The organism is Agrobacterium sp. LAD9, from assembly GCF_003031125.1.
GTDB lineage: Bacteria > Pseudomonadota > Alphaproteobacteria > Rhizobiales > Rhizobiaceae > Agrobacterium > Agrobacterium radiobacter.
Window position 1 is genome coordinate 15,108 of the sequence record NZ_PHGS01000007.1, and the last position, 18,840, is coordinate 33,947.

15 protein-coding genes are annotated in these 18,840 nt (G+C 58.9%); 12 read left to right on the top strand and 3 right to left on the bottom strand.

What is annotated here, in order from left to right:
* The first annotated feature begins 2 nt into the window (after positions 1–2).
* The 8 genes from nuoN to dnaE all read left to right on the top strand — a co-directional run bounded on the left by nuoN (position 3) and on the right by dnaE (position 12,835).
* Positions 3–1,445 carry an NADH-quinone oxidoreductase subunit NuoN gene (gene nuoN / locus DA915_RS06675; protein ID WP_003502395.1) on the top strand — a complete coding sequence of 481 codons (1,443 nt, stop codon included), beginning with the start codon at positions 3–5 and terminating at the stop codon, positions 1,443–1,445.
* A gap of 26 nt (positions 1,446–1,471) precedes the next feature.
* A complete protein-coding gene (locus DA915_RS06680) occupies positions 1,472–2,212 on the top strand; it encodes a biotin--[acetyl-CoA-carboxylase] ligase (RefSeq protein WP_003502397.1) in 741 nt (246 codons plus the stop codon).
* Between the two features lie 203 nt (positions 2,213–2,415).
* Entirely contained in the window at positions 2,416–4,083 is a 1,668-nt protein-coding gene (locus tag DA915_RS06685; protein WP_003502399.1) for a ribonuclease J, read from the top strand.
* Positions 4,084–4,362: 279 nt separating this feature from the next.
* Positions 4,363–4,668, top strand: a complete 306-nt coding sequence (locus DA915_RS06690) for a DUF1467 family protein (protein WP_003502403.1) — start codon at positions 4,363–4,365, stop codon at positions 4,666–4,668.
* Between the two features lie 670 nt (positions 4,669–5,338).
* Positions 5,339–6,661 (top strand): proline--tRNA ligase, encoded by a 1,323-nt coding sequence (proS, locus tag DA915_RS06700; protein WP_003502405.1) that lies wholly within the window; start codon positions 5,339–5,341, stop codon positions 6,659–6,661.
* A 124-nt stretch (positions 6,662–6,785) separates the two neighbouring features.
* Complete coding sequence (locus tag DA915_RS06705; RefSeq protein WP_003502407.1) at positions 6,786–8,093, top strand: lipoprotein-releasing ABC transporter permease subunit; 1,308 nt, start codon at positions 6,786–6,788, stop codon at positions 8,091–8,093.
* Between the two features lie 15 nt (positions 8,094–8,108).
* On the top strand, positions 8,109–8,792 hold the full coding sequence (locus DA915_RS06710; protein ID WP_003502409.1) for an ABC transporter ATP-binding protein: 684 nt from the start codon (positions 8,109–8,111) through the stop codon (positions 8,790–8,792).
* A 539-nt stretch (positions 8,793–9,331) separates the two neighbouring features.
* Positions 9,332–12,835 carry a DNA polymerase III subunit alpha gene (gene dnaE, locus DA915_RS06720; RefSeq protein ID WP_107675470.1) on the top strand — a complete coding sequence of 1,168 codons (3,504 nt, stop codon included), beginning with the start codon at positions 9,332–9,334 and terminating at the stop codon, positions 12,833–12,835.
* A 21-nt stretch (positions 12,836–12,856) separates the two neighbouring features.
* Here the strand turns inward: dnaE and DA915_RS06725 are convergent, their stop codons facing one another.
* Both DA915_RS06725 and DA915_RS06730 read right to left on the bottom strand, forming a co-directional pair.
* Positions 12,857–14,095, bottom strand: a complete 1,239-nt coding sequence (locus DA915_RS06725) for a L,D-transpeptidase family protein (protein WP_107675471.1) — start codon at positions 14,093–14,095, stop codon at positions 12,857–12,859.
* Positions 14,096–14,264: 169 nt separating this feature from the next.
* On the bottom strand, positions 14,265–15,548 hold the full coding sequence (locus DA915_RS06730) for a DNA polymerase IV (RefSeq protein ID WP_080866093.1): 1,284 nt from the start codon (positions 15,546–15,548) through the stop codon (positions 14,265–14,267).
* A 179-nt stretch (positions 15,549–15,727) separates the two neighbouring features.
* Between DA915_RS06730 and DA915_RS06735 the strand changes: the two genes are divergently transcribed.
* Positions 15,728–16,015, top strand: coding sequence for a BrnT family toxin (locus DA915_RS06735; RefSeq protein ID WP_003502417.1), 288 nt, complete (start codon positions 15,728–15,730; stop codon positions 16,013–16,015).
* Entirely contained in the window at positions 15,981–16,241 is a 261-nt protein-coding gene (locus DA915_RS06740) for a BrnA antitoxin family protein (protein ID WP_003502419.1), read from the top strand. Before DA915_RS06735 ends, DA915_RS06740 begins: the two co-directional genes overlap by 35 nt.
* Positions 16,242–16,262: 21 nt before the next feature.
* Here DA915_RS06740 and DA915_RS06745 read toward each other — a convergent pair whose 3' ends face one another.
* A complete protein-coding gene (locus tag DA915_RS06745) occupies positions 16,263–16,571 on the bottom strand; it encodes a DUF3572 domain-containing protein (RefSeq protein WP_107675472.1) in 309 nt (102 codons plus the stop codon).
* Between the two features lie 131 nt (positions 16,572–16,702).
* Here DA915_RS06745 and DA915_RS06750 point away from each other — a divergent pair, with 131 nt between their 5' ends.
* Both DA915_RS06750 and DA915_RS06755 read left to right on the top strand, forming a co-directional pair.
* Positions 16,703–17,074 (top strand): response regulator, encoded by a 372-nt coding sequence (locus tag DA915_RS06750; RefSeq protein WP_003496409.1) that lies wholly within the window; start codon positions 16,703–16,705, stop codon positions 17,072–17,074.
* Between the two features lie 18 nt (positions 17,075–17,092).
* A complete protein-coding gene (locus DA915_RS06755) occupies positions 17,093–18,463 on the top strand; it encodes a PleD family two-component system response regulator (protein ID WP_107675473.1) in 1,371 nt (456 codons plus the stop codon).
* The last annotated feature ends 377 nt before the right edge of the window (positions 18,464–18,840 follow it).

Here is an 18,840-nt window from a genome sequence, read left to right on the forward strand (position 1 = left end):
ACATGACCGCTGAAATCCTTTTTGCCAGTCTGCACATTGCGACGCCCGAGCTGATCCTTGCGGTCGGCGCGTTGGCGCTGCTCATGATTGGTGTCTTCTCGGGCGACAAGTCGACAACGACGGTCACCGGCCTTGCCGTTGCCCTCCTGCTCGTCGTCGGTCTCTGGATCATCTTTGCCCCCGCATCGGGCGTGGCTTTCGGCGGTGTCTACATCGCCGATGCCTTCGGCAACTTCATGAAGGTACTGGCGCTGATCGGCTCCATCACCGCCATGATCCTTGCCGTCGGCCAGGGCCGTTTCGAGCCGATCGGCCGTTTCGAATATCCGGTATTGCTGGTTCTCGCGACCCTCGGCATCCTGCTGATGATCTCGGCCAACAACCTGATCTCGCTCTACATGGCGCTGGAACTGCAATCGCTGGCGCTCTACGTCGTCTGCGCCATCAACCGCGAAAGCCTGCGCTCCACGGAAGCGGGTCTGAAGTACTTCGTGCTCGGCGCGCTCTCCTCCGGCATGCTGCTCTATGGCATGTCGCTGGTCTACGGCTTCACCGGCAATACCGGCTTCACCGAAATCGCGCAGGTTCTGGCGGCCGAAACCCGTTCGCTCGGCCTCGTCTTCGGCCTGGTCTTCGTTCTCGCCGGTCTGGCATTCAAGATCTCGGCCGTGCCGTTCCACATGTGGACGCCGGACGTCTATGAAGGTGCGCCGACCCCGGTCACGGCATTCCTCTCGGCCGCGCCCAAGATCGGCGCCATGGCGATCCTCGTGCGCATCGTCATCGAGGCTTTCCAGCCGGTCTTCGCCGACTGGCAGCAGATCGTCGTCTTCATTTCCATCGCCTCCATGCTGCTCGGTTCCTTTGCCGCGATCGGCCAGAAGAACATCAAGCGCCTGATGGCCTATTCCTCCATCGGTCACATGGGTTACGCGCTGGTTGGTCTTGCCGCCGGCACCGAAGCCGGTATCTCGGGCGTTATTCTCTACATGACCATCTACATGGTCATGACGCTCGGCACCTTCGCCTGCATTCTCTCCATGCGCCGCAAGGAAATCGGCAATGTCGAGACTGTCGAGGATCTCGCCGGTCTTTCGTCTTCCAACCCCTTCATGGCGGTTGTGCTGACGATCCTGATGTTCTCGCTTGCCGGCATTCCACCGCTCGCCGGCTTCTTCGGCAAGTATTACGTCTTCCTCGCCGCCATTGAAGCGAAGCTCTATCCGCTCGCCATCATCGGCGTGATCGGCTCGGTGGTCGGCGCCTACTACTATATCCGCGTCGTCAAGGTCATGTGGTTCGATGAGGCCAAGGACAAATTCGAGCGTCCGGCTGGCGAACTGAAAGTCGTTTATGCGCTTTCGGCCCTGTTCGTTGTCGCCTTCATTGTCTTTGGCGGTGCGCTCGGCAACGCGGTGACTGTTGCGGCGAAGACCTTCTTTTGAGCAGCACACACAAGCATACGGGTCGGATGTCCATCGATGATTTCCGGCACGAGGCGATGGCGGAAACGCCATCGACCAATCTGGAATGTTTTGCCCGGGCAAGGGCAGGCGATGGCGGCAATCTGTGGATTACCGCCATCCGCCAGACCGGCGGCCGCGGCCGTCGCGGCCGGCCATGGGTTTCCGAACCCGGCAATCTCTACGCATCGCTTCTTCTGATCGATCCCGCGCCGATGGACCGCATCGGCTCCCTGCCGCTCGCTTTTGCGCTTGCAGTCTATCGCGCCATTCGCGCGGTGCTGCCGACGAATGGTGAACCGCTGGAGATCAAATGGCCGAATGACGTGCTGATCGGTCGCCGCAAGACCTGCGGCATCCTGATGGAAGCGGAGCTGCTGCCTGACGGCCGGCGCGCCATCGTCATCGGCATCGGCATCAATATCGCCCATAAGCCGGACAATCCGCTTTATCCCGTCACCATGCTCTCCGAACATGGCGCGTCCTGCTCGCCCGACGAGCTGTTCGCCCATCTCTTCCGCGAGACGGCTGATGTGCTGAGGGACTGGGACGAGGGCAGGGGTGTTTCCGGCATCATGACCGGCTGGCGGGCGGCCGCCTGCGGTATTGGCGAACATATCACCGTCAATTTCCCTGATCGTTCGATTGGCGGGCGTTTCGTCGGAATTGATGATAATGGTTATCTGCTGCTGGATGAAGACGAGGGCGCCAGGCGCTCCATCGCCGCCGGCGACGTATTTTTCGGATGAGGTGAACGGCGCGGCCCAGGAAGCCGCGCCGAACCGGTTCCAGAGGTTGGAGCTTTCCTGCGGCTCATGAAATGCAGGGTGACAAACCGGTTCCGCATCGGCCCGGTCGATCAGATGGTTTAACAGGTCCGATGCTGGATAGAGGCGGTGGGCACGGCAAAATGCCGTCGTCCGCGTGCTTTCGTGAATGGATAAGAAAAACAATGGCTAAACAGGACGAACTGGTCTTTATACCGCTCGGCGGTGTGGGTGAAATCGGCATGAATCTGGCGCTTTACGGCTATGGGCCGGAAAGCAAGCGCCAATGGATCATGGTGGATTGCGGCGTGACATTCGCCGGTCTCGATCTGCCGGGCGTCGATCTCGTTCTGCCTGACATCAGCTATATCGCCGAGCAGAAGAAGAACCTCAAGGGCATCATCATCACCCACGCCCATGAGGACCATTATGGCGCGCTGAATGATCTGTGGCCCGGCCTCAATGTCCCGGTTTATGCCTCGCCTTTCACCGCCGGCATGCTGGAAGCCAAGCGCGCTTATGAGGGCACGCGCGCCGAAATTCCGGTAACGATCTTCAAGGCTGGCGACCGTATCAATGTCGGGCCGTTCGAAATCGAGGCTGTTGGTGTCAACCACTCCATTCCCGAGCCGATGTCGCTGGTCATTCGCACGCCGCTCGGCAATGTCATCCACACCGGTGACTGGAAGATCGACGAAGCGCCGTCGCTCGGGCCGTTGACGGATGAGGCGCGCTTCCGCGCCATCGGCGAAGAGGGTGTGCTGGCACTGATGTGCGACAGCACCAATTCGGTGCGCGATGGTGTGTCGCCCTCCGAACACGAGGTTTCCGAAGGCCTGCGCCAGATCATCGAAAATGCCGAAGGCCGCGTGGCGGTCACCACCTTCTCCTCCAACGTCGGGCGCATCCGTTCGATCGCGCAGGCTGCTGAGGCCGCGGGCCGCGAGGTGCTGCTGCTGGGCTCGTCGCTGAAGCGGGTCGTCAATGTCTCGCAGGATCTCGGCATCATGGAAGGCATCAAGCCGTTCCTCGCAGAAGATGAATATGGTTATATTCCGCGCGACCGTGTGGTGCTGATCCTGACCGGTTCGCAGGGCGAACCGCGCGCAGCGCTCGCCAAGCTTTCCCGCGACGAGATGCGCAATGTGGCGCTCGCGTCGGGAGATACTGTCGTATTTTCCTCACGCGCCATTCCCGGCAACGAAAAGGCGATCATCGAGATCAAGAACGGCCTGATCGAGCAGGGCGTGCACATTGTCACGGACAATGAGGCGCTGGTGCATGTCTCCGGCCATCCGCGCCGTAATGAACTTCTGAAGATGTATGAGTGGACGAAGCCGCAGATCGTCGTGCCTGTGCATGGTGAGGCGGCGCATCTGGTGGCGCAGAAGGAACTGGCCGAACAGGCCGGCATTTCGCAGGTACCGAAGGTGCGCAACGGAAATGTTCTGCGCCTTGCTCCCGGCCCGGCCGAGGTTATCGACGACGTGCCGCATGGCCGCGTCTTCAAGGACGGCAATCTCGTCGGTGACATGGACGAGATGGGCATCAGCAATCGCCGCAAGCTTTCTTTCGCCGGCCATGTCGCGGTCAATGTCGTGCTGGACAGCCGTTACGATTTCCTCGGCGATCCCGATGTGGTGCCTTTCGGCCTGCCGGAATTCGATGACGAGGATGAGGCGATGGAAGACACGCTTTATGACGCCGTGCTTGGCGCCGTCGAAAGCATTCCGCGCGCCCGCCGCAAGGATCTGGAGCTGCTGCGTGAAGCGGTGCGCCGCGCCGTGCGCGCCGCCGCCAATCAGAGCTGGGGCAAGAAGCCGATCGTGACGGTTTTCGTCACGAAGGTCTGAGCCGGAAAGCGGGGTATCATCCGCATGCCGTCATCCCGGACTAGATCCGGGGTCCAGCGCGATCAAGTCCTTGATCGCGTAAAGACTCCTCTCACGGCGCAGACGCGCCGTGGCTGGATGCCGGATCATCCTCGGGCTTGTTCCGGGGGCCGGCATGACGGAAGAGAGAGCGTCCGCCTTTGTCGGCGACCTGAGTGTGCCTGCTCAAAGCGCGGTTCTGTTCCTCTTTCCAAGGCTTTTTATGCATCTTGCAGGGAATTGATTCCGGTTTGCGGATGAATGCGTTACAAGAAGCGCATTGTGCAGGAGGATCACATGCCGCTTCTTTCGGTCTTCGCCGTTTATTTCATCGTCTGGTGGACGGTGCTTTTTATCGTGCTGCCGATTGGCCTGCGCACCCAGGACGATGAGGGCGATGTGGCGCTGGGGACGGTTGCCAGCGCGCCATCCAGCTTCAAGGGCGGACGTATCGTGTTGTGGACGACCCTGATCTCGGCCTTGATCTGCGGGATCTGGTATGGCGGAACTTGGTGGTTCGGCGTCAGCCTTGATGACCTGCCGAGAATTATTCCCGTTTTCGACTGAAAAAAAAGCGCGGGCAATGTCCGCCCCCGCCTACATCTGCGCCCTCAACCTGATAGCAAGCCGAAGCGCCTGCCTATGCAAGGGGCAGTCTGCCGTGAATCTGGCTGAGACTCTGTCATATGGATGTCATATCTATCGTGCACACAGCAGGAGCTTGCCGGATGCCCGATTCATCGCCAGTAATTCTACTGGAATGATGGCCAGGAGCAGGGAAATGCGTGCAGAAGCAAAAAAAAACAAGGCCTTTCAGCCTTGTTTTCAGGTTTCGCGTGATCTGTAACCGTTACCGGGGCTGCGAACGAGCGCGCCTAAGATCTGATCCTCCCAAGACTGACCGCGAAAATGACAAGAATTTAAACTTCCTGCCTCTTTTGTAAGCTAAAGCTAGCTCAAACCCCCATGCTTGTCATCTCATTTTTTGCATATTTGTTACAGTCGGCAAAAAATTCTCTGTGGTGCAATTTGTCGCACCGGATCAAGAATAATATTCCGGCCAAAGCGTTTTGACGCGAATTAGCTATCGTGAAAATACCACAAAATCGCCTTTAACGCTCTTTGCATGGCGGGTTTTCATCTGGGTCAGAAACCGCTATATCCGGCGCCAATATCCCTCTATTCGGGGCGATTCCCGCGCCTTTTGGCGCTGTCGTCCACATCAATGGAAGCCGTCATGCGTCTTAGCCGTTATTTCCTGCCCATCCTGAAGGAAAACCCCAAGGAAGCCGAGATTGTCTCTCACCGCCTCATGCTGCGCGCCGGCATGATCCGGCAGCAATCGGCTGGCATCTATTCCTGGCTGCCGCTCGGCAAACGCGTGCTCGACAAGGTCAACAAGATCATCCGCGAGGAGCAGGACCGTTCCGGCGCCATCGAGCTTCTGATGCCGACGCTGCAGACCGCCGAGCTCTGGCAGGAGAGCGGCCGTTATGACGACTACGGCAAGGAAATGCTGCGCATCAAGGACCGCCAGGACCGCCAGATGCTCTATGGCCCCACCAACGAGGAGATGATCACCGACATCTTCCGTTCCTATGTGAAGTCCTACAAGAACCTGCCGCTGAACCTCTACCATATCCAGCTGAAGTTCCGCGACGAGGTGCGTCCGCGCTTCGGCACCATGCGCTCGCGCGAGTTCCTGATGAAGGACGCCTATTCCTTCGACCTCACCAAGGAAGACGCGATCCATTCCTACAACAAGATGTTCGTGGCTTACCTGCGGACCTTCGAGCGCCTTGGCCTGCGCGCTATTCCCATGCGCGCCGATACCGGCCCGATCGGCGGCAATCACAGCCATGAGTTCATCATTCTGGCCGATACCGGCGAATCCGAAGTCTTCTGCCACAAGAGCTTCCTCGACCGCGGCATTCCAGCTGAAAGCACCGATTTCGACGATGTCGCGGCGCTGCAGGGCGTGTTCGACGAGTGGACGACCGATTACGCAGCCACGTCCGAAATGCACGACGAGGCCGCCTATGACGCCATTCCCGAAGGCGAGCGCCTTTCCGCGCGCGGCATCGAGGTTGGGCACATCTTCTATTTCGGCACCAAATATTCCGAGCCTATGGGCGCGAAAGTGCAGGGCAAGGACGGCAAGGAACACCCCGTCCACATGGGTTCTTATGGCATCGGGCCGACACGCCTTGTTCCCGCCATCATTGAAGCATCGCATGACGAGAACGGAATCATCTGGCCGGCCTCGGTCGCTCCTTTCGACGTCGTGATCATCAACATGAAGGCTGGCGATGCGGCCTGCGATGCTGCCTGTGAAAAGCTGTATTATCAGCTCTCCAACGCCGGCAAGGATGTTCTCTACGACGATACGGACGACCGGGCGGGCCAGAAATTCGCCACCGCTGATCTGATCGGCGTGCCGCTGCAGATCATCGTCGGCCCGCGTTCGGTCGCGAATGGCGAAGTCGAAGTGAAGGATCGCAAGACCGGCGAGCGGGAGACCGTGACGATCGAGGCGGCGATGAACAAGGTGCTCGCCTAAGCGCGAATGGAAGACGGAGCGGCTTCACCCGAAGTCCGCTCCGGTTTCGTAGCGCAGATGCAGCAGAAATATGGGCCGGTTTTCGGAAAAGACCGGCCTTGCAGTTTGAGATCAGGGAGACGACATGGCACAAGCCGAGGCTGACAAGGGTGCGGCTGTTTCCGCCGGGGCAAAGACCGCCCGGCCGTTTTCCGCTTTCGAACGTATGGTGGCCTGGCGCTATCTGCGGTCGCGGCGCAAGGAAGCATTCATTTCCGTCATCGCCGGTTTTTCCTTTGTCGGCATCATGCTGGGCGTGGCGACGCTTATCATCGTCATGGCTGTCATGAACGGGTTCCGCACGGAGCTGATTTCCCGCATTCTCGGTATCAACGGCCATATGATCGTGCAGCCGATTGACCAGCCCTTCAATAATTATGATGAGCTGGCTAAGAAATTCGCCGCCGTACCCGGCGTCACCATGGCTCTGCCGCTGGTGGAGGGCCAGACATTGGCTTCCGGTCGTGGCGGTGCGGGTTCCGGCGCTCTGGTGCGCGGTGTGCGCCAGGAGGATATCGACAAGGTCAAGGAAGTCGCCACCAACATCAAGACCGGCGACCTCGTCGGCTTCATGGCGGGTGACGGCGTTCTTGTCGGCTCCAGGCTCGCCGCCCAGCTGGGTGTTACGGCGGGTGATGATATCACTCTCATATCACCGGAAGGTGACGTGACGCCGATGGGCGTCAATCCGCGCGTCAAGTCTTACAAGATTTCCGGTGTCTTCGAGATCGGCATGTCGGAATACGACGCATCGATGATCTATATGCCTCTGTCCGAAGCCCAGCTTTATTTCAATGCCGACGGCATCGTGCAATCCATTGAGCTTTATGTGAGCCGCCCGGATGATGTCGATGGCATCCGTCCGCTGGTGGAGCAGGCGGCCGAAAGGCAGATCTACATTACCGACTGGAGGCAGCGGAACCAGACCTTCTTCTCCGCCCTGCAGGTGGAACGAAACGTCATGTTCATGATCCTCACCCTCATCGTGTTGGTGGCGGCGCTGAACATCATTTCCGGCCTCATCATGCTGGTGAAGGACAAGGGCAGCGATATCGCCATTCTGCGCACCATGGGCGCAAGTTCGGGCGCGGTGATGCGCATCTTCTTCATGACCGGTGCGGCCATCGGTATGGTCGGCACCTTCGCCGGCGTGGCGCTCGGCGTCATCGTCTGCCTCAACGTGGAATCCATCCGGCAGTTCTTCTCCTGGATTTCGGGCACGGTGCTGTTTGACCCGCAGCTTTATTTCTTGAGCCAGCTTCCGGCAGAAATGGATATCAGCGAAACGATTTCCGTTGTCATCATGGCGCTCACGCTCTCTTTCCTGGCAACGATCTTCCCGGCATGGCGGGCTTCCAAGCTCGATCCGGTGCAGGCCCTGCGTTACGAATAAGGACCGCTTCGCAATATGGCAAAAAAAACAGTGCTGCGGCTCACCGGCGTTGAGAGAACCTATGGTCAGGGCGAGACGTCGCTTTCCATTCTGCGCAAGGCCGATTTTGAATTGAAGAGCGGTGAGATGGTGGCGCTGGTCGCCCCTTCAGGCACCGGCAAATCGACGCTGCTGCATCTGGCAGGCCTGCTGGAACATCCCGATGCCGGCGAGGTCTATATTAACGACGCGCCCTGCAACGGCCTGCCGGATGAAACGCGCACCGCGATCCGCCGCAGCGATATCGGCTTCGTTTATCAGTTCCATCACCTCCTGCCGGAATTCTCGGCGGTGGAAAATGTGATGATGCCGCAGCTCATCGCCGGTCTCACCCAGGCTGAAGCTCGCAAGCGCGCCAGCGCGCTGCTCGACTATATGCGTGTGGGGCATCGCGGCGAACACCGTCCGGCCGAACTCTCGGGCGGTGAACAGCAGCGTGTCGCCATTGCCCGCGCCGTCGCCAACGCGCCGCTCCTGCTGCTCGCCGACGAGCCGACCGGCAATCTCGATCCGGAGACCGCGCATTATGTATTCGACGCGCTGGAGGCGCTGGTGCGCCAATCTGGCCTCGCGGCGCTGATTGCCACCCACAATCATGAACTCGCCGCCCGCATGGACCGGCGCGTAACGCTCGCCGACGGGAAGATCGTCGATTTCTGACCATGGGATTGCGCGGGGATGATCCTCGCGCATCACCATGCCTTCCGGAGCGACCGAAACGACTACGCTGGTCGTTGCCGTGAGGGAACGAGGACGAACCGTCGCGAGCCCGGATCAATCCCTCCGTCGCCTCCTGAAGAATAGCTGTTCTCTGAATTTGATTTTTTTCCGAACCGGAGGCGTTTTTTTGCCTTCGGGTTTTTCGCTTTGGAGTCAGCGGCTTGCCGTTCCCTTGATCGGAACCGAAGGCGATTCTCGTACATTAGCAAGAGGAATATCAGCAGAACCCTGTTGACAATCGAACAAAATGAGAACAAAGTTAGAACATAACGAGTAAGGAGAGGCCAATGACTGATTTCATCCGTGACGTTGCTGCTTTCGCTTCCATCGCTGTCTTTGTTGCCAGCTTCTCGGTGATCCTCACCGCCCTGTGAAGAAGACACCGGCGCAGAAGCCTGTATGGACGCTGCAAAGCGGTGGACATTAAGCGCCGGAAATCGGAAAATCGCCCCCTCGATTCAGAATGACAGGATGATGATATGGGCGATGCGGTTATGCGTGGAGAGACCTCTGGCGAAACGTTGAAGACCCCCGGTTTCGTCCATCTTCGGGTTCATTCCGCTTATTCCCTGCTTGAGGGGGCGTTGCCCCTCAAGAAAATCATGTCCAAGGCCGTTGCGGACGGCCAGCCGGCCATAGCCATTACCGACACCAACAACCTCTTCGTCGCGCTGGAGTTTTCCGAAAAGGCGCGCGATGAGGGTCTGCAGCCGATCATCGGTTGCCAGCTGTCGATCGACATGCAGGATGCGGCGGAGGATCGCCGCAACCACAATAGCCATCTTCAGAAACTTCCCGCCATCGTTCTGCTGGCCGCCAATGCCGAAGGTTATGAGCGGCTGGTGGATATCGTCAGCCGCGCCTATCTGGAAGGCGAGGGCAGTGGCGGTCATTCCGTGCATATTACCCGTGCATGGCTGGAAGAGGCCTCCAATGCGGGGCTGATCGCGCTGACGGGCGCTTCCGGCGGACCGGTGGATATGGCCTTGAAGGAAGGCCATGCAGCGCAGGCGAAAGAGCGGCTGCTGACATTGAAGTCACTCTTCGGGGACAGTCTCTACATCGAATTGCAGCGCCAGTCAGGCTACGACCGTTCCCATGAGCGGCGCATGATCGGCCTTGCTTACGAGCATGATATTCCGCTGGTTGCCACCAATGAAGCGTTCTTCCCCTCCAAGGCTGATTACGAGGCGCATGATGCGCTGATGGCGGTGGCGCACAACGCCATCGTCTCCGATGACAGCCGGTTCCGGTTGACGCCCGACCATTACCTCAAGAGTCGTGAGGAGATGGTGGCGCTTTTTGCCGACATTCCCGAGGCGCTCGAAAACACTGTCGAGATCGCGCTCCGCTGCTCCTTCGTGCTGAAGAAGCGTGGCCCGATCCTGCCGCGCTTCACCGGCGCCAGCGACGACCCCGAAGCGGCGGAACGCGCTGAAGCCGAGGAGCTTCGCCGCCAGGCAGTAGAGGGGCTGGATCAGCGGCTGGCAGCGCTCGGCATGGCGGCCGGTTATACGGAGCAGGAGTATCGCGACAGGCTGGATTTCGAACTCGGCGTCATCTCGCGCATGAAGTTTCCCGGTTACTTCCTGATCGTTGCCGACTTCATCAAATGGGCCAAGCAGCATGATATTCCGGTAGGCCCTGGCCGTGGTTCGGGTGCGGGTTCGCTTGTCGCTTACGCGCTTACCATTACCGACGTCGACCCCCTGCGCTTCTCGCTGCTGTTCGAACGCTTTCTCAATCCCGAACGCGTATCGATGCCTGACTTCGATATCGACTTCTGCCAGGACCGCCGTGAAGAGGTGATCCGCTACGTGCAGGCCAAATATGGTCGCGAGCAGGTGGCGCAGATCATCACCTTCGGTTCGCTGCAGGCGCGCGCGGCCTTGCGCGATGTCGGCCGCGTTCTGGAAATGCCCTATGGGCAGGTGGACAAGATCTGCAAGCTGGTGCCCAACAACCCGGCCAATCCGACACCGCTGTCAAAAGCGATCGAGGAAGAGCCGCGCCTGCAGGAAGAGGCGGACAAGGAGCCGGTCGTCGCCCGCCTCTTGGATATCGCCCAGAAGATTGAGGGGCTTTACCGTCACGCCTCCACCCACGCCGCCGGTATCGTCATTGGCGATCGGCCGCTCTCCAAGCTGGTGCCGATGTATCGCGATCCGCGATCCGATATGCCGGTCACCCAGTTCAACATGAAATGGGTGGAAAGCGCCGGCCTCGTCAAATTCGACTTCCTCGGCCTGAAGACGCTGACGGTGCTGAAGGTGGCGGTGGATTTCGTCGCCAAGCGCGGCATCAAGGTTGATCTTGCCGCCATCCCGCTGGATGACGCCAAAACTTACGAGATGCTGTCGCGCGGCGAAACCATCGGCGTGTTCCAGGTGGAAAGTGCCGGCATGCGCAAGGCGCTGATCGGCATGCGGCCAGACTGCATCGAGGACATCATCGCGCTGGTGGCGCTTTATCGTCCCGGCCCGATGGAAAACATCCCGGTTTATAACGCCCGCAAACATGGCGAGGAGGAGCTGGAATCAATCCACCCGACCATCGACCATCTGCTCAAGGAAACGCAAGGCGTTATCGTCTATCAGGAACAGGTGATGCAGATCGCCCAGGTCCTGTCAGGTTATTCGCTCGGCGAAGCCGATCTTCTGCGCCGCGCCATGGGCAAGAAGATCAAGGAGGAGATGGACCAGCAGCGTGAGCGCTTCGTCGATGGCGCCATCAAGAATGGCGTCTCGAAGCCGCAAGCCAACACCATCTTCGACCTTCTGGCGAAATTCGCCAATTACGGCTTCAACAAGAGCCATGCCGCCGCCTACGCCATCGTGTCCTACCAGACCGCCTATATGAAGGCGCATTATCCAGTGGAGTTCCTCGCGGCCTCCATGACGCTCGATATGGCAAACACGGAAAAGCTCAACGATTTCCGGCAGGATGCCGGCCGCCTTGGCATCGAGGTCGTCGCACCTTCGGTGCAGACGTCCTTCCGCCAGTTCGAGACAGGTGAAAACCGCATCTATTATTCGCTGGCCGCCATCAAGGGCGTAGGCGAGGGCGCGGTGGAACACATCGTCCAGGTTCGCGACGGCAAGCCGTTCACGAGCCTTGAAGATTTCTGCCTACGCATCGACCCCAAGCAGATCAACCGGCGTGTGCTGGAAAGCCTGATCAATGCCGGCGCTTTCGATTGTTTCGGCCGCGACCGCGCCGAACTGATCGGCGGGCTGGACCGCATTATCGGTTATGCGCAGATGGCGCAGAACAATCGCACCATCGGCCAGTCGGACATGTTCGGTTCCGGCGGCGGCAACGGCCCGGAAAAGCTTGTCCTGCCCGCTTTCCAGCCCTGGCTCGCTTCGGAAAAACTGCTGCGTGAATATCAGGTTCTCGGTTTTTACCTCACCGCCCATCCTCTCGATACCTATCGCCCCGTGCTGGAAAAGTTGCGGGTGCAGAATTTCGCCGATTTTTCAGCGGCGGTGAAACAGGGTGCGACCGCCGGGCGTCTGGCCGGCACCGTCACCGGCAAGCAGGAACGCAAGACCCGCACCGGCAACAAGATGGGCATCGTCACCTTCTCGGATGCATCAGGGCAATATGAGGCGGTGCTGTTTTCCGAAGGGCTCGGCCAATTCCGGGATCTGCTGGAAGTCGGCAAATCGCTTGTTATCACCGTGCAGGCGGAAGAGCGCCCGGAAGGCATCGGCCTGCGTATACAGACGGCGCAGTCGTTGGAAGAGAAATCCGTGCAGATGCAGAAGGCCTTGCGCGTTTATGTGCGCGATTCCGGTCCGCTGAAAACGGTCGCCCGCCATCTCAACACCAAGGGTGACGGCTCGGTCTATTTCATCGTCATCAAGGATGAAGGCAGCCGCGAGATCGAGGTGGAACTGACGGAGAAATACCGTATCTCGCCGGAAATCGCCGCTGCGCTGCGGTCCGCACCCGGTGTCGTTGACGTGGAACTGGTGTGAGGCTCGCGCCTCACACGTCGCTCATACCGGCCCTTCTTTCGTAACGGTGATGAAGTCCGTTCCGGTGCCTGTTTCCATCTGGTGACTAATGTCGGAAACGGTGATCGAGCTGCCGCTTGAAAGCTCCTGTTCGATACGGCTGCGTATCTCTGCGGGTATTTCGAGGCGGCTGAGCACGGCGCTCAATTGATCGAAGCCGCCAGGGGCTTCGGTAACGGTGATTCCGAGCCGCTTGCGGGCTGCCGCCGGCAGGTGGTTTTCGAGCGTCACGCCGTTCCATTCGGCAGTTCCAGCCGCGCGGTCCACGGTAACAGCCTCGAAGAAGTGGGTTCCGAGCGCCACTTCCGGGTCCTTGATGTCGATGGCTGCTTCGAACAGCGGTTTGAAATCCTGCCGCACCATGATCTGGCCGGTCGGCGGATGGTTTTCACCGGCGGAGGCATAAAGCGCCGCCACGAAGGCGTCGGTCAGAAGCGGCCCGGTGGTCTTCAGCCCCTTCCAGCGCTTGAAACCATTGATTGCGCTGATCGTCATCTCTCCGGTGTAACCATCGGCAGAACCAGCATCGAAGCCGAGACGGGTCAGCACGGTTTGAATATCCATCACCTTTTCGCGCTCGCCACGCCGGGTGATGAGAATGCGCAGGGGTGAGGGTTCTCTGGCCTTCGCCGCCGGCTTGAGGGACTGGGTCTTTTCATTGACGGCAACCTCAACCGTGCCCAAGGCTGCATCGAATGTCGCCGGGCGCAACTCCACATCCGAAAGAAGCAGCTTGCCGTCATCGGCATCGTCGCGCGGGGCGAACAGCGCCGGATGCTGTACGAAGCGCAGCGAGACCGGGCGGTCGGTGATGATGACATGGACGCCAGTGCGCGTGTCGCCGAAAAGTGACTTGGCGAATTTGGAAGGCAGGCGCACGCAGCCATGCGAGGCAGGATAGTTCGGCACCTTGCCTTCGTGCAGTGCGATGCCGGACCATGTCAGCCGCTGCATGAAGGGCATGGGTGCAGCCGAATAGATATTCGACTCGTGGTATTTTCGCTTTTCCAGAATGGAGAATATGCCGCTCGGCGTCTCATGCCCGGCCTTGCCGGTGGAGACTTTCGAGGTGGCGATGATTTCGCCATTTTCATAAAGCGAGAGCGACTGATCGCTTTTTGATACCAGAATCTGCAGCGCGCGGCTGTCAGCGGCTAGCGCCGGAAAGGCGAGAATGCTGGCCGACAGCATGCCAGCCATAAGACGGAGGCGAAGGGACATGACGCAATACACCACATGCACAAAACTTGCCTCACTCAACCACGCGAAGTTTAATGAAGTTTAAGGACGTCTCATTCGCAACATCACTAATTTGTGTAAAATCTAAAATATATCGGGCGCGACGTGGCGGGGGCGGGATTGCGCGGCCCCTCGCACAACCCAGCGGGCATTATTTGCGCGTTCCGAAAGTATAGCCGGTCTCGACGCTGCCCTTGCCGAACTTGTCGCGCAGCTTGTCCATCGCCGCTTCCGCCGCCGCCCGCCGTCCCGCCTGTCTGTCGACGAGATCGGGAGGGTCGGCGAGGCCCGCATCGCGCAGATCGCTAACGCCAATGCCGATGAGGCGGAATTTGGTGCCGTCCGTTTCTTTTTCCAACAGCGAGAGGCCGGTGCGGAAAATCCGGTCGGCAAGCTGCGTGGGGTCATCCAGCCTGCGGTTGCGGGTGCGGAGCTTGAAGTCGGCCGTCTTCATCTTCAGCACCACCGTCTGACCGGCAATGCCGCTCTTCTTCAGCCGCCAGGCAACCTTTTCGGATAGAGAGCGCAGGATCGGCACCAGATCCTCATGGCGGGAAATATCGTTGAAGAAGGTGGTTTCGGAAGAGACGCTTTTGACGGGATCGTTATTATGCACGTGCCGCTCGTCAATGCCGCGTGAAAGCCGGAAGAGGCGCTGCCCCATCACGCCATAACGGCGCATCAGCTCGCTTTCCTCCATTTCCTGCAGCTGCGCGATCATGCGGATGCCGTCCGCTTCCAGCGTCGCCGCAAAGGCCTTGCCCACGCCCCAGATGGTGGTTACCGGCCGCGCCGCCAGAAAGGACAGTGCTTCCGCCTCACCGATCACTGAAAAGCCACGCGGTTTTTGCAGGTCGGACGCGACCTTGGCGAGAAATTTGCAATAGGAAAGCCCGGCTGAAACGGTCACGCCCACTTCCTTTTCCACGCGCCGGGCGAATTTCGCCAGCACACGGGCCGGTGGATCGTGATGCAGCCTCTCGGTGCCGGAAAGATCGAGAAAGGCCTCGTCTATGGAAATTGGCTGCACGAGCGGCGTCAATTCCTGCATCATCGCCCGGATTTCGCGCCCGACACGGCTGTATTTCTCCATGTCCGGCTTGATGACCACCGCGTCAGGACAAGCTTCCAGCGCCTTGAACATGGGCATTGCGGAGCGCACGCCCTGAATGCGGGCGATATAACAGGCGGTGGAAACCACCCCGCGCTTGCCGCCACCAACGATCACGGGCTTGTCGGCCAGTTCCGGATTATCCCGTTTTTCAACAGAGGCATAAAAGGCGTCGCAGTCGATATGGGCAATGCTCAGATCGTAGAGTTCGGCGTGATAAACAAGGCGCGGGCTGCCACAGGCGCGGCAACGCCTCAACCCTTCTGGCTGGCCGGCCAGACAGTCGCGGCAAAAACCGGGATCATAGGGGTGCGACGTAGACATGAGCCGAAAACAAAACCAGAACGTTGCCGACCATACTCCGGCCGTGACGACGGCTCAAGGGGCGTTGACGACAAAGCCCAGATTTCAAACCCCGGAGAATGGGAAAAGCTTGCATAGCGGCGGGAAATATTTGATCTTGACTCATATTTGTAGTTACAATTGTAGATGATTTTTTACGCATGTTTGAATGGGATGAAGAGAAAAACCGGTCCAACATCCGAAAGCATGGCGTCGGATTTCGGACTGCGATTCGAATCTTCGAAAATGCGGTCCTGTCATGGGTCGATGAGCGCGTAGCGTATGGCGAGACGCGTTATCACACCATCGGGCAGATCGAAGGAATAGTATTTCTGGCGGTCATTCATACCGATCGTGCCGGTCTCATCCGCATCATCTCCGCCCGGCCGGCAAACCGCCGTGAAAGGAAACGTTATGACGAAGAAATACGAAAAAGAACTGAGCCTTGAAGAACTCGCCGCCTTGCCGGACGAGAAGATAGACTACAGCGATATTCCCGAATTGGATGAGCGCTTCTGGGCGAACGCAAAACTCGTGGAGCCCGAGGGAACACAGCAAATAACATTGCGGGTCAAGAAATCCGTTGTCGAGGCGTATAAATCCACCGGGAAGGGATACCAGACACGCATGAACGCCGTTCTGGAATCTTATGCCCGCACATTGCTGAAACGCTGACTGTCTCCGTCTCTCGGCCCGTCAATACACGCCAGAATCGAGCCCCGGGCCGGAAAAGTGATGCCAGGCGGCCGCCACTGCTTCGGGGGAAGTGTCGGTCGCGGCGCAAAATGCCATCAGATCGGGTTCGTGGCTCATCAGAAAATCGGTGAGCCCCGCCAGAAAGCCGGGATCGGTGACGGCCTGGCGCAGCATGTTGGCCTGCAATCCGCTCAGCGCCAGAAAACGCGCCAGCATGTCCGGTTCGTTTGCCAGCCAGCCAAGTATGGCGGCGGCCGTTTCTTGCGGATCTTTGCCGGCATTGCCTTTGTTTTTCGTATCGCGCAGCATTTCTTCCCCGAAGTTACCTATTTTGAAACCAAATCCCTCTAGCCTTGCGCAACAAATGGACGATGGAATCGGTTCTCTGACACCCTATATGTCTGGATGAAGGTTTCAAAGCGAAACGGGGACTGCTCACCATGCCCAAGCAGGTCATGATAGTCGAAGATAACGAGCTGAACATGAAGCTCTTTCGCGACCTGATCGAGGCGTCTGGTTATACGACGATCCAGACGCGCAACGGCATGGAAGCGCTCGATCTCGCCCGCAAGCACCGCCCGGACCTCATCCTCATGGATATTCAGCTGCCGGAAGTTTCGGGGCTGGAGGTGACGAAATGGCTGAAGGAAGATGACGAGCTGCATGTCATTCCGGTCATCGCGGTCACGGCTTTCGCCATGAAGGGCGACGAGGAACGCATTCGCCAGGGCGGATGCGAGGCCTATGTGTCGAAGCCGATTTCCGTTCCGAAGTTCATCGAAATCATCAAGACTTATCTGGGCGATGCGTGAGGCGACTGGGGAACGGTTATGACGGCGAGAGTTCTGGTTGTTGACGATATCCCGGCCAATGTGAAGCTTCTCGAAGCGCGTCTTGTGGCGGAATATTTCGATGTCGTCACCGCCGAGGATGGTTTCAAGGCGCTTGCCATCTGCGACGAGGAGCAGGTCGATATCATCCTGCTCGATATCATGATGCCGGGCATGGACGGGTTCGAGGTCTGCGAAAGGCTGAAGGCCAATCCGAATACGGCGCATATTCCGGTCGTGATGGTCACCGCACTTGATCAGCCGTCGGACCGCGTGCGCGGCCTCAAAGCCGGCGCCGACGATTTTCTGACCAAACCGGTCAACGACCTGCAGCTGATCGCCCGCGTCAAAAGCCTGGTCCGCCTCAAGGCCGTCAGCGACGAGTTACGGCTGCGCGCCGAAACCGCACGCCAGATCGGCATCGAGGAGATGCTGCGCAGCGACGGCCTGATGCAGACGCCCGGCCGCGTATTGGTGGCGGACGGCCGCTCCAGCTCGCAGGAACGTATCGTGCGGGCGCTCAAGCCGATTGCAGAGGTCGATGCTGTCACGGAGCCGCAGGCGGCGCTGCTCAAGGCGGCGAGTAACCCCTTCGAACTCGTCATCGTCAATTCCAATTTCGAGGACTACGATCCGCTGCGGCTGTGCTCGCAGCTTCGCTCGCTGGAACGCACCCGTTTCCTGCCGCTGCTTCTGGTGGCGGAGCAGGGGGCGGATGAGATGGTGGCGCGCGCGCTCGATCTCGGCGTGAACGATTATATTCTCCGCCCGATCGATCCGAACGAACTCGTCGCCCGCTCGCTGACGCAGATCAGGCGCAAGCGTTATAACGAGCATCTGCGGCTCAATCTGCAGCACACGATGGAACTTGCCATTGTCGACGGGCTGACTGGCCTCAACAATCGCCGCTACCTCGACAACCACCTGAAGATACTGTTCGACCGCGCCGCCGTTCGCGGCCGTCCGATCTCCATCTGCATGACCGATATAGACCGCTTCAAGCTGGTCAACGATACCTATGGCCATGATGTCGGCGATGAGGTGCTACGGGAGTTTGCGGCACGCATCCGCAGCACGGTGCGCGGTGCGGATCTTGCCTGCCGCTATGGCGGCGAGGAGTTCGTCGTCGTCATGCCCGATACGCCGATAGAGCTTGCGGCAAGTGTCGCCGAGCGCCTGAGGGCGATCGTGGAGGACAAGCCCTTTTATGTCCGTTCCATCGATCGGGAATTGAGCATTACCGCCTCTCTCGGCATAGCCACCAGCAGCGGCGCTTTCGGTGCGCCGGACGAAATCCTGAAACATGCGGACAAGGCGCTTTACGAGGCGAAACACGCCGGCCGCAACCGCGTCGTGGCGGCCGCCGCTTGAACCGGCGGCGGCGGATTAACTAAAAATATTGCGCAATCTCTCCGTCATGTCCCGGCGAAATATTCGCTCGGAAATCGGGCATGGACACCGCCAGACTGCAAGCCATTGACCTTGGATGTATTTTATCGTTTTGCAATGAAAGGGTGCAGCTTAACGATATAAATAGAGTTCAAGTTGAAAAACACGTTGAATTCAATCTCTCCGGCAACTATAGTGTGCCAGCTTTGTATACTTAACCATGTTTCCCAGGTGATATGTCTCTGGCTTAAGAATTTCTTGATTTTTATTTTACTTCTGCGCACACTCACAATCGAGAATAACAGTTCTTCCGGCGGTTTATCCGTCTTGCGATGATGAATGATTGCGGCTTAGCCGTC